This is a genomic window from Herbaspirillum sp. CAH-3, from assembly GCF_009668275.1.
Classification (GTDB): Bacteria; Pseudomonadota; Gammaproteobacteria; order Burkholderiales; family Burkholderiaceae_D; genus Herbaspirillum; species Herbaspirillum aquaticum.
Genome location: NZ_VSWE01000003.1, coordinates 274,006 through 285,678, shown reverse-complemented (window position 1 = coordinate 285,678; position 11,673 = coordinate 274,006). Strand labels below are relative to the sequence as shown.

The 11,673-nt window shown below is 64.0% G+C and carries 7 protein-coding genes and 2 pseudogenes; 5 read left to right on the top strand and 4 right to left on the bottom strand.

The genetic code is table 11. The annotated features are described in order from the left end of the window. Position 1: 1 nt before the first annotated feature. Positions 2-502 (bottom strand): anthranilate 1,2-dioxygenase small subunit AndAd, encoded by a 501-nt coding sequence (andAd, locus tag FYB76_RS05630; RefSeq protein ID WP_088756337.1) that lies wholly within the window; start codon positions 500-502, stop codon positions 2-4. After that, the gene (gene andAc / locus FYB76_RS05625; protein ID WP_154132942.1) at positions 499-1,779 is read right to left on the bottom strand and encodes an anthranilate 1,2-dioxygenase large subunit AndAc; all 1,281 of its coding nucleotides are present in this window, start codon (positions 1,777-1,779) and stop codon (positions 499-501) included. Before andAc ends, andAd begins: the two co-directional genes overlap by 4 nt. 255 nt (positions 1,780-2,034) lie before the next feature. On the opposite strand from andAc, the gene FYB76_RS05620 reads away from it, so the two are divergent. Beyond that, positions 2,035-3,195 (top strand): muconate/chloromuconate family cycloisomerase, encoded by a 1,161-nt coding sequence (locus FYB76_RS05620; protein ID WP_154132941.1) that lies wholly within the window; start codon positions 2,035-2,037, stop codon positions 3,193-3,195. A 64-nt stretch (positions 3,196-3,259) separates the two neighbouring features. Then, positions 3,260-4,171: a catechol 1,2-dioxygenase gene (gene catA / locus FYB76_RS05615; protein ID WP_008331502.1), complete on the top strand. Its 912-nt coding sequence runs from the start codon at positions 3,260-3,262 to the stop codon at positions 4,169-4,171. A gap of 81 nt (positions 4,172-4,252) precedes the next feature. On the opposite strand, the gene FYB76_RS05610 is transcribed toward catA, so the two are convergent. Beyond that, positions 4,253-5,155, bottom strand: a complete 903-nt coding sequence (locus tag FYB76_RS05610) for a LysR family transcriptional regulator (protein ID WP_088756341.1) — start codon at positions 5,153-5,155, stop codon at positions 4,253-4,255. 426 nt (positions 5,156-5,581) lie between these two features. Between FYB76_RS05610 and FYB76_RS05605 the strand changes: the two genes are divergently transcribed. From FYB76_RS05605 to FYB76_RS05595, 3 genes and pseudogenes are all read left to right on the top strand, one after another. Next, positions 5,582-6,598 (top strand): AraC family transcriptional regulator, encoded by a 1,017-nt coding sequence (locus FYB76_RS05605; protein WP_154132939.1) that lies wholly within the window; start codon positions 5,582-5,584, stop codon positions 6,596-6,598. 371 nt (positions 6,599-6,969) lie between these two features. Continuing rightward, positions 6,970-7,344: pseudogene (locus FYB76_RS05600) on the top strand (porin); the annotation flags it as partial. Positions 7,345-7,621: 277 nt separating this feature from the next. After that, a pseudogene (locus tag FYB76_RS05595) lies at positions 7,622-8,329 on the top strand (porin); the annotation flags it as partial. Between the two features lie 61 nt (positions 8,330-8,390). Here FYB76_RS05595 and FYB76_RS05590 read toward each other — a convergent pair. Beyond that, positions 8,391-11,669: an ATP-binding protein gene (locus tag FYB76_RS05590; RefSeq protein WP_154132938.1), complete on the bottom strand. Its 3,279-nt coding sequence runs from the start codon at positions 11,667-11,669 to the stop codon at positions 8,391-8,393. Between the last annotated feature and the right edge of the window lie 4 nt (positions 11,670-11,673).

Here is an 11,673-nt window from a genome sequence, read left to right as displayed (position 1 = left end):
CTCAGATCGGGGTAGCCAGGAGGGTCGCCACGCGCAGCGTGTCGTAGACCACGCGGCGGCGGGCATAGCGCCAGCCTGCCTCGGTCTTGACCACGCGGTCCTCATAACGGCCGGCTTGGTAAACGAAGGACTCGCCGTTCTGCAAGGTCTGCACCACGACGTAGCTCGATTGCGCATCCACCGACCCGTCGGCGTTCTGCGTGAACACCAGTCCCGAGGTCATGTGGCGATAGGTGTGCGCCTCGTAGATGTTGGCGTGGCGCAGCGAGAGCACGCGATCCTGCAGCATCTTCTTGCTGTCGCAATAGATGATGCCGATGGGCAGGCCGGCATCGGCGTTCTCGCGCGGCACGATTTCATACAGGCAATCGTCGGTGAAGAAATCCGGCCACTGCTCCAGGCGGTCATTGTCGAGCGCATGCACATAGCGCTCCTGCAGTTGGTGCAGCTCGAACCACAAGCTCATCTGTTCCATGTTTTGCATCTGCTTTGCCTCGCTCATGCCTTCTCGATGGACGGGAAGCCCATCAGTTTCTGGTAGCCCATCCAGAACTTGCGGATCAGGCTTTCGGTAATCAATGTGTCTTCCTGGTCAGGGTTGTCGCGCGCCATGTCGATCACCGAGCAATGGTCAGGATCGCGGGCGGTACCACGCTGTACCAGTTCGGTCGCCTCGGTGTCTTCCATCGAGATGTAGCCGGCCGGGCCCACCAGGTTGGCCTGCTTGATGCGCAGGGCGCGCAGCTCGGGGGTGTCGTCCTCGTAGCCGAAGAAGTGGAAGACCAGCTCGAAGTTGCTCGGGCCCTTGGGCAGCAACTGGCGCGCCACCAGGGTGTTATGGATCTGCTGCACCACCAGCTGCGGGAAGATGGGCTGGATGTGGTTGGTGGTCAGTTCCTCGAATTCCTTGATCTGGCCCAGCACCGACGGATCCTGCAGCGAGAAGCCCTCGTCGAAGGAGCGGATCTCCTGCTGCTTGTAGGCGTCCGCCGTCTCCACTTCATTCTTGGTGGCGGTGATGATGCTGTGCAGGCCGTGATGCTTGTCGGCCAGCGAGCGCGCCTTCATGCCCACGCGGAAGATGTTGAAGGTGGTGTGGAACAGGTGCAGCAGGCTGGCGTGATACGGATCCTTGACGTTTTCCAGGTAGAGCTTCCAGTTCGACTTGGAATACTGGCGCGTGCAACCGAGGTAGACGATGGGCTTGTGGAAGATGCGGTCGATCCACGGACGCATCTCGGCGCCGATGTAGTCCGGCAACGATTCCACGGTTTCGCTGAAGGTGGCGAAGACCAGGCCCTTGTAGCTGTCCACGCGCAACTGGCGCAGGCCGTGGCACTTGGGATCGAAATCCTTGGCCATGCCGGTGGCGCCCTTCTGGCCACGGCGGAAGGGGACGCCCAGCAGGTTGCCGCGCGAATCGAAACTCCACTGGTGATAAGCACAGCTGTGCGAACTGGCATTGCCGCGCGGGGTACGGCAGACGATGGCGCCACGGTGCGAGCACTTGTTGACCCAGGCGGCCAGGGTGCCATCTTCGGTGCGGGTGACTACCACCGGGGTATCGCCGACGAAGGTGCTTTTGTAATCGCCGTTGTTGGGGATCTCGGCCTCCAGTGCCAGGAAGCTCCAGGTCTCGCCACGGTAGATGCGTTCCTGCTCCAGGTCATAGACTTCCTTGGAGCTGAATACCTTGTAGGGCGTGCGCGCACCATCGGTGCGGGGGAATTGCACCAGCGGTGCATAGCCTTGCTGATCGAGTTGGGTGGATGTGCTCATGCGAAGTCCTCATCGTTGGATGCCAGGCGGGACCTGGACGATGAGCCATCTTAGGCAGGCTGCACAAGGACGAATATCCGCCATTTGCATAGTTGGAGGGCAGTATTGTCCGTTTTTTGCATACCCTGACGTTATACCCAAAAGGTATGCAGCATGCCCGAATCGGTCTTGGACACCCGGGCGGCTTTGTTTCTATCATCCAGTCCAAGTCAGCACTTGTCAGCTTTCGCCCTCTTTTTCTACACGGACTGCATCTTGAATTCCACCCTGCCCGCCACCTCCATCGAAACCGTCGAGGTCCTGCTGCTGGACGTTCCCACCATCCGCCCGCACCGCCTGTCCATGACCACCATGCACCGCCAGACCCTGGTGCTGGTGCGCATCACCGGCAACGATGGCGTGGCCGGCTGGGGCGAGGCCACCACCATCGGCGGCCTGGCCTATGGCGAAGAAAGCCCGGAGAGCATCAAGGTCAACATCGACACCTACATCACGCCGCTGCTGCTGGGTGCCGATGCCAACCAGGTCGCCGCGCGCATGCATCACATTGCCGAGCACGTACAAGGCAACCGCTTCGCCAAATGCGCGATCGAGACGGCGCTATCGGATGCGCTGGCGCGCCGCCTGGGCGTGCCGCTGTCCACGCTCTTCGGTGGCCGCGTGCGCGAGAGCCTGCCCATCGCCTGGACCCTGGCCAGCGGCGACACCGCGCGCGACATCGAGGAGGCCGAAAAGATGCTGGCCCAGCGCCGCCACAACATCTTCAAGCTCAAGATCGGCGCGCGCACCGTGCAGCAGGATTGCGCCCACGTGGCCGCCATCAAGCGCGCACTCGGTGATCGCGGCAGCGTGCGGGTCGATGTGAACCAGGCCTGGACCGAGACCGAGGCCATGCTGGGCATGCAGCTGCTGGCCGATGCCGGCGTGGACCTGGTGGAGCAGCCCATCGCCGCCACCAACCACGACGGCCTGTATCGCCTGCGCCAGAAGAACCGTATCGCCATCATGGCCGATGAAAGCCTGCATGGTCCGCAGGATGCCTATCAACTGGCCCGCGTGGGCGCAGCCGATGTGTTCGCCGTGAAGATCAACCAGTCCGGTGGACTGGCCGGTGCGCAGCAGGTGGCCGCCATCGCCGCTGCCGCCCAGGTCGAACTGTATGGCGGCACCATGCTCGAAGGCGCCATCGGCACCATGGCCTCGGCCCAGTTGTTTGCCACCTTCGGCACGCTGGCCTGGGGTACCGAACTGTTCGGCCCGCTGCTGCTGACCGAAGAAATCCTGGCCACGCCGCTGCGTTACCGCGACTTCGCCCTGGAACTGCCGAGCGGTCCCGGCCTGGGCATCAGCCTGGATGAAGATCGCGTCAACGCGCTGCGGCGTGACCGCAAGACCCCGCTGGTCTCCGTAGCCTGATCCATCGGCCCGGACCGACTGCACCCACCCCCACACATATCCAACCAGAGACAGGAGAGACAACGTGGACAAGAAAGCCATCGACGCCGTACTGCAAAAAATCGAAAGCACCGAACTCGCGGAGGGCAACCAGCGTGTCAAGACCATCGTCAACCGCCTCGTGCGCGACATGTTTTATACGATTGAAGACCTGGATGTGCAGCCGGAAGAATTTTGGGCTGCCGTGGATTATCTGACCTCGGCCGGCAAGTCGGGCGAGTTCGGCCTGATCGCCGCCGGCCTGGGTTTCGAGCACTTCCTCGACCTGCGCATGGATGAAGCCGAAGCCCGCCGCGGCGTGCAGGGCGGCACCCCGCGCACCATCGAAGGTCCGCTGTACGTCTCGGGCGCGCCCGAGCAGAAGGGCTTTGCGCGCATGGACAAGGATCCCCAGCCGGGCGATACCCTCTTCATGCAAGGCCAGGTCTTCGATGAACACGGCAAGCCGCTGGCCAATGCGCTGGTGGAAGTCTGGCACGCCAACCACCTGGGCCGTTATTCCTTCTTCGATCCGGAGCAGAGCCCGTTCAACCTGCGCTGCTCCATCCGCACCGATGAACAAGGCCGCTATCGCTTCCGCAGCCGCGTACCGGTCGGCTACAGCGTGCCGCCGGGTGGCGCCACCGACCGCCTGCTCAACAAGCTGGGCCGTCACGGCAGCCGTCCTGCGCACATCCACTTCTTCGTCACGGTACCGGGCTATCGCAAGCTGACCACGCAGATCAACATCGCCGGCGATCCGTACCTGTGGGATGACTTCGCCTTCGCCACCCGCGAAGGCCTGGTGCCGGAACTGAAGCACGTCACCGATCCGGCCGAGATCCGCAAGCATGAAGTCGATGCGCCCTTCTATGCCATCGAGTTCAACTTCAACCTGCTGCCGGAACAGAACGACCTGCCCAAGGCCGACATCAATCGTCCGCGCCTGGCGGCCTGATCCTGCGCTGACCTGAACGACGACGGGCCATGCGATTGCATGGCCCGTGTGCATTGCATCTCGTCCATTGAACACCTGCGATCAGGCGTACTCCTCGGCATGCATGCGTGCAATCGAGGCCGCTGTCGCCCGCAATGTTTGCAGCAGCAGCGAGCGGTCATTGGCGCGGAAATTCATGATCACCGGCGAATGCACGCCCTTGTTCGACAGCGGCCGGTACACCACATCCGAACGGTGCAGCCCCTGCACCGAACGCGGTACCAGGGTCACGCCCACGCCGGCGGCGACCAGGCCGATGGCAGTCTGCATCTCGTTGGCTTCCTTGACGATGGCCGGCCGCAGGGCGCGGCTGGAAAAAATGTCCAGCACCTGGTCCGCATAGCTGGGACGCGGCTTGGCGGGATAGAGAATGAAGCGCTCCTCGGCCAGCTGCGCCAGCGTCACCTTGCTGCGCGCCAGCAGCGCATGGCCCAGCGGGAACACCGCCACCAGCGGCTCTTCCACGATGGTCTCGCAGAGGATGTCGGGGTCGCTGATGGGCAGGCGTCCGAAGCCCACATCGATGCGTCCGGACTTGAGCGCCTCGATCTGTTCCATGGTCACGATTTCGGAAAAACCGATTTCGATTTCCGGCATGTCGGTGCGAAAACGCTTGATCATCTCGGGCAGCAAACCATACAGCGCCGAGGGGACGAAACCGATATTGAACCAGTGCTGCTGTCCACGGGCGATGACGCGCGTGCCTTCCTCGATCTGTTCCAGCCGGGACAATACCTGCAAGGTCTGTTCATAGAAAAACTTGCCTGCCATGGTGAGCGCAATCGGACGCGAGGCGCGGTCGATCAGCTCGGCCCCGAGCATGTCCTCGAGTTGGCGGATCTGCCGGCTCAGGGGCGGCTGGGCGATGTGCAGCAGTTCGGCCGCACGGCTGAAACTGAGCGTGCTGGCGACGGCATTGAAATACTTGAGATGACGCAGTTCCACTATACCTCCGAGGCATACCATGATGCTGATTTGATATTGTACGTTCATCCGCCGACCGCATAGAATCGACCCTCAGCCGGCCGCAGAGCCGTGCCCCGGAGCAACGAGGCCCGCGTCCACGGCAGCAGGGCCCGTCCAGAAGACCGTAGAGGAGACCGACATGTACCCACCCGCCCGCGCAGGCCTGCCCTGCCCCGCCCACCTTCGACGATGCCCGCTGGCGGGCATGAAACTTGCAACTTCGCGTTAGCAAATGCGGCATGCACTGGCTGAGGGAAAGCAGGCAGCGCACAGCCCGTTCGCATCGTCCATGAAGGTGCAAGGCAGACCGGCAGCGCCGCCGTCTGCATGCAGCAGCACCCCTACCCGGTCTCACCGTCCTTCCGCCACCGGCCCCGTGCGGAGGGACAGCGTTAAGAGGTTAACATGCTCAACACTGTCCATGCGCTCAGTCTGGAGCCCTTGTATCGCCGTCGCGTTTTCCAGTCCACCCGCAAGGTCGACTGCCACGCCCAGGTCGCCAACGAACTCTCGGAACATGACCTGTTCTGGAAAGGCGACGATGTCGATACCGTGCTCTTCAAGGCGGCGATCCAGCAGTTGCAGATTTTCATGCTCAAGTATGGCGCCGAGGTCGTCGTGCGTCCGCGCCTGTTCAACGGTTTCGCGCTGGTCCACATGACGCTCTCGGGCAGCGCCGAGATCGAATCCGATGGCCGCAAGGTGTGCATCCCGCAAGGCCACACCGCGCTGATCGCACCAAAACGGAATCTGCGCCTGTGGTGGCAGGCAGGTTCCGAGCAACTGATCCTGAAGGTGCCGCTGGCCCTGTTCGACGAATTGCGCGCGGTTGGCCAGCGCGGCCCGCTGGATGTGCCCTCGGTGTTCCTGCTGCCGCAGCAGGCGGCACCCTATTGGGACCTGCTGATCCAGTCGCTGCTGCGCGTACTGGCCCTGCCCGGCCAAGGTCAAGGCCAGGGGGAATGGGTGCAGCATTTCGAACGCAGCGCTGCGCAATTCCTGCTCTCGCAACTGACGACCACGGTCGATCCCGTGCATGCCTCCAGTAGCGGGCAACGTGCTGCCAGCGAATCGGCCGACAGCCTGGTCGGTGCCGGCAAGCTGCAGCGCCTGGACATGCTGGAGCGCTACATCCGCAGCCGCCTGTGCGCGCCGCTGGCGCTGGCCGACCTGGCCGGTGCGGCCGGCGTGAGCGTGCGCGCGCTCAATGCGCTGTGCCACCAGCAATATGGCGTGGCGCCCATGGACCTGCTGCGCAACATCAGGCTCGATGCCGTGCGCGAGCGCCTGCTCACGCATCCCGGCGCCAACATCACCGATACCGCTTTCGAGTTCGGGTTCGGGCATCTGGGACGTTTCTCGGCTTACTATCGCGAGCGCTTTGGCGAATTGCCCAAGCAGACGCGCAGCGTCACGCGCTGACTTTCCGGAGCGCCGGAGTTTCCACCGGCAGTCTCGACAATGGCATTGGCACGGTGCCATTTTTTTCGTCCCTGCACCACGCGGCGGCATCTTCGTTCTCCCCTGCACCAGCGCGCAGCAAGGCTCACGCCACGCGGCTGCGCTGTGAAAAAAACGGATAAGCCTGCAGCTGCATGATGCAAGCGGCGGATATTTTTCGGTCCCTTCCTTCACTAAGATCGCCGCAGCAAGCACTGGCATGCGCGTGTCCACACACGCTGCCTGTCGGGAAATTCATCCGTGCTTGTTACCACCGCACTTCAGGATCGGTGTCCCGGTCAACCCGGTGTGCGCAGCCCTGAAGACTCAATCATCAGCAAATGGGGAAGAACATGAAGAAATGGGTCGCAAGCGCCATGGCGCTCACGGCAATGGCTGGTACGCAGCAGGCCTTGGCGCAGAGCCAGGTCAGCATCTACGGCATCATCGATACCGGTGTGGTCTACACCAACCACGCCAACGCAGCCGGCAATTCGGTCCTGAAAATGCCGAGCCTGACCTCGTCGTTCCCCTCCCGGCTGGGCTTCAAGGGGACCGAAGACCTGGGCGGCGGACTGCAGGCGATGTTCGTGCTGGAGTCGGGCTTTTCGGTCGATACCGGCGCCATGGGACAGGGCAATCGTCTCTTCGGCCGCCAATCCTATGTCGGACTGAAAGATAGCTGGGGCAGCCTGATGCTGGGACGCCAGGTCAACATGACTTACCTAGGGCCTGTTCACATTCAATCTGTGAGATGCGTTGCCCCCAGAAGGCGTGCTGGCAAGGCGCGCGTCAGGGCTGGTGGTGGTGCCACCAGCCCTGACGTGCAACGCGGCCAGCGCGCCTTCTGGGGGCAACCCTCCGGGAGAGGCCGCCAAGCGTCGCCTGCCGTTGTTGCAGCTCCTTGCCGTGGCACCACCACGGCGCGTCGCTGCGCCTAGGCAGTCAACGCTTGGCGACCTCTCGCACTCACAGATTGAATGTGAACAGGCCCTAGTCACGGCCAAGTCGGATGTGATGGGACCCAACCTCTTCTCCATCAGCAGCATCGACGCCTACATCCCCAATGCGCGCAGCGACAACGCCATCGGCTACCTCGGCAGCTTCAGCGGTTTCACGCTGGGTGCCACCTACAGCTTCGGGCGCGACACCTCCACGGCCGGCGGCGCCAGCGCCACCGGCTGCCCGGGCGAAGTGGCCGGCAATGCCAAGGCCTGCCGCCAGGTGACCGCCATGCTGGCCTATGACAGCAGCCGCTATGGCGTCTCCGGTTCCTACGACATCCTGTACGGCAATACCGGCGCAGCCAGTGGCCTCACCAGCAGTGACAACCACGACCAGCGCGTCACCCTCAACGGCTACGTCATGCTCGGCAACAGCAAGATCGGCGGTGGCGTGATCGACCGCAAGACGCGCGCGGCCACCGGCAATACCGATTCCGACCTCTACTATCTCGGCTTCTCCACGCCCCTGTCGGCCGCGCTGGTATTGGACGCGCAGATGGCACGCCTGAACATCAAGGGCTCGGCCAATACCTCCACCTTGTCGGTCGCACGCCTGACCTACAACCTCTCCAAACGCACGGCGCTGCATACGTCGCTGGGCTACATGAAGAACGCGGGCCGGGCCGCCATCCCGCTGGATGTGGGTGGCACCGTCGGTGCCGGCATGAATCAGCTGGGGGTGATGACGGGAGTGCGGCACACCTTCTGAGTCGGCCGGAGGTGGCGCGGTCCCGCTGCACGAGGGCCGGACCGCGAAACCCTGTCTTGACTCAGCTGGCCGACTCCACGGCCTGCATCCATTCCCTGCAGGCCGCCAGCGCCGTGCCCTCAGCCGCCGCGATGGCGTGCTGGAGTTCGACGCTGCGCGCTGCCAGCTCATCCAGTCCCATCGCCTGCAGCCCGCCCTGCAGACGATGCAGGATGCGCAGCACGCGTTTATGTTCGCCGTTATCGATGGCCCGCTGCAGCTTGTCTTTTTCCACCGGCCAGCTCTGCCGGAAAGCCTCCCGCACTACCCGTTCAAACGGATCGACCGGCGCCGCCTGCACTGCCGGCACCGCTGGCGCAGGCGTCGTGCGGACCAGGCGCGTGAGGATCTCCTGCATCTGCAGCAGCGAGGCTGGCTTGGTCAGCAAGGCATCAAACAGCGCTTGCGGCAGTTGCGCCAGGCTGCCCGGACCTGCCGCCGTCGTGGCGATGATGCGGGCGTGCGGCTGCAGCGCGCGCACGCGCGTGGCCAACGCCACGCCATCCAGGCCGGGTATGCCGAGATCGGTGATGAGCACATCGGCCGGGTGCGCCTGCCACTGCGCCAGCGCGTCCAGACCGTCGCGGGCCAGCCGCGGGCGAGCGCAACCCAGCGCCTGCAATTGTTGCTGCATCAAGGTCAGATTCACATGGTCATCCTCCACCACCAGCACATCGAGCCCGCTGGCCACACGCAGGAGTTCCACGGCGGGCTGCAACTCTACCGCAGCAGGCTGGTTGCTTAGCGCGCACAGCCAGCCCTGCCGGTCGAAAGCGCTGACCTGCTGCCAGCCAGACGCAAGGCTGCCGCGACGGACCACGTCAGGACAGATCAGCACGGCCTGCAAGGACTGGTGTTGCGCGCAGGCGATGAAATCATCCACGCAATCCGGTGCGACCAGATGGATCGCGGCCTCGGAGGCGCTGGCGCTGGCGCCGTCGCTCTGCGCCGCGCCCCACGCGGCGAGATAATCGCAGAGCGTCGCTGTCATCTCCGCATTCTGGCAATGCACCACCACGGCCTTGCCCGCCAAGGGGCGCGAGACCGGCAGCGCAGCATCTCCCTCAAGCAACGCCAGCGTGATCTGCGCACCGAAGACGCTGCCCTGGCCCGGCTCACTGTCGAGGGTGATATCGCCTCCCATCAGCTCGGCCAGGCGACGGCACAGCGCCAAACCAAGTCCCGTGCCACCGAAGCGCTGGCTGATGCTGTCATCGGCCTGCTGCAGCGACTTGAAGATCCGTTGGCGGGCACTGGGCGAGACGCCGATGCCGGTATCACTGACTTCGAAGCGCACCACCACGCGTGCCGGCTCGCGACGCACGAGCCGCACTGCCAGCCGGATGCGCCCCTGCGCCGTGAACTTGACGGCATTGCCGACCAGGTTGTGCAGGATCTGCATCAGCCGCTGCGGATCGCCCAGCACCGGCGCTTCCAGCGCCACGGCGGGGAGGCAGGAGAAGTCCAGTCCCTTGTCCAGCGCCAGCGGTGCGAACAGCTGTGCGCACGCTTCCAGCAAGTCGTTGAGCTGCAATGTTTCCGAGGCCAGCGTGATGAATTGCGATTCGATCTTGGTGATGTCGAGGATGTCGTTGACCAGGCCCATGAGCATGTCGAAGGCACGGCGGATCAGCTCGATGCGCTGCCGCTGCGGCAACGACAGCTCTTCCCGCGCCAGCAGCTCCATATGCCCGATGGCCCCATGCAGGGGCGTGCGGATCTCGTGGCTGACCTGGGCCAGGAACATGGACTTGGCCTGGCTGGCGCGGTCGGCCATGCTTTTGGCTTCGCGCATGAGGGCTTCGTGGGCCTTCTGCATATTGAGATCGATCATGCCCAGCAGCAGCACATCCTGGCCCGAGAAGCGTGTGCGCGACCAGACCGCGCCCAGATGGCTGATGCCGCCATCACGCAGCGGCAGTTCGGCTTCGATCATGGCCTGGCGCAGATTGTCGCCGACCCGCACGGCGGTAAGAATCTGTGCATAGAATGCCGCGCTGGGCAGTGCCGAGTGCTCCAGCATGCGCGCGGCCACCGCATTGCGCAGCACCACCTCGCCCGAACCGGGCGCATAGACGGCAATGCCGACCGGCAGGGTATCGATGATGGTCTGGCTGAACTGGCGACTCTCCACCATGGCCAGCGCCTTTTTCTGCAGCGGCCCGATCACGCAGCGGTCGAAATAGAGGGTCGCAACCCACACGAAAATCAGCGCAAACAATCCCCAGACGGCACCCGTGGTGAAGTCGCCCTGCAAGCCGGCCAGCACGTCGCGCCAGGTGAAGGTGAGCACCACCACCCACTCCGGTCCCTCGATGGTCTGGGCAATGAAGAAGCTGCCGTCATCGTGGAAATGGCCGACGTGGTCGTGCGGATCGGTGGCATGCCGCACATGCTCCTGGATGTGGCGCATCAGCAGCGCATTGACGTGCGGGTCGGGAGCGCTCAGCAAACGTGTGCTGCCCTGCCCTTCAAACACCATCAGGCCGGGCATCTCTTCGTCTTTCATGAAGAACTGGCGGAACTGGCTGGCCGGCACCGAAAACACGGCCGTTGCCTGATCCCCCTTGTCCAGCGCAATGCGCACGGCCAGCCGGGTCACGGCCGAGCGCTGCAGCGGCGCGCTCAAGGCCGGACTCATCCACAGCACGCGCTGCCCGGTGCTGCCCTGGGCGCGGGCCGCCCGTTCGCGCTCGCCGGCGAAGGCAGCATCGACCGGCGCACTGATGGCGCTGATGTAGGGTGAGATGCCGAGCCGGCGTACCTCCTGCTCTTCGGCGCCGGACAGCGGCGGCGAGACCGCCAGGAAGCCGGCGTCGGCGGTATAGATGAAGCCGTCCAGCGTGACACCGGGTTCGGCCGGATTGAACATCGGCAAGGCCGAGGCCTGACGCAGCAGGAGCAGCAGCGTGGCCAGGCGCAGGCGGTCGGCGGCAGTGTCACCCCGTATCACCAGGGAAAAGGGAACCACCGTCAGACTTTCGGGACTGCGGGTGATCTCGCCAGGATCGACGCGCTCGCTGTAGGTATCGAGCACCATCAGTTCCTTCTTGTAGAGATGCTGCAGGCGGGCATACATCTCGGCGAACTGCACCACCCGCGCGGTGAGGCGATCGACCTCGGACTTGATCTGCTCGCGCTTGCTGGTGAAGCTGCCGATCTGTCGTTCGCGGAATTGCGTGAAGGCGCTGTAGCCCAGAAACATCACGGCGCAGACGATGGCCACCGACAACAGCGTGGCACAGCCATACAGGAGCCGGCGATAGTAGCGCTCCGACAGGGCAAGGATCTGGCGCGGCATCGCT

Bases quoted from the DNA above. Each gene is read 5' to 3' on its own strand.
- andAd (WP_088756337.1), bottom strand. From the start codon at position 502: ATGAGCGAGGCAAAGCAGATGCAAAACATGGAACAGATGAGCTTGTGG.
- andAc (WP_154132942.1), bottom strand. From the start codon at position 1,779: ATGAGCACATCCACCCAACTCGATCAGCAAGGCTATGCACCGCTGGTG.
- FYB76_RS05605 (WP_154132939.1), top strand. From the start codon at position 5,582: ATGCTCAACACTGTCCATGCGCTCAGTCTGGAGCCCTTGTATCGCCGT.
- FYB76_RS05590 (WP_154132938.1), bottom strand. From the start codon at position 11,669: ATGCCGCGCCAGATCCTTGCCCTGTCGGAGCGCTACTATCGCCGGCTC.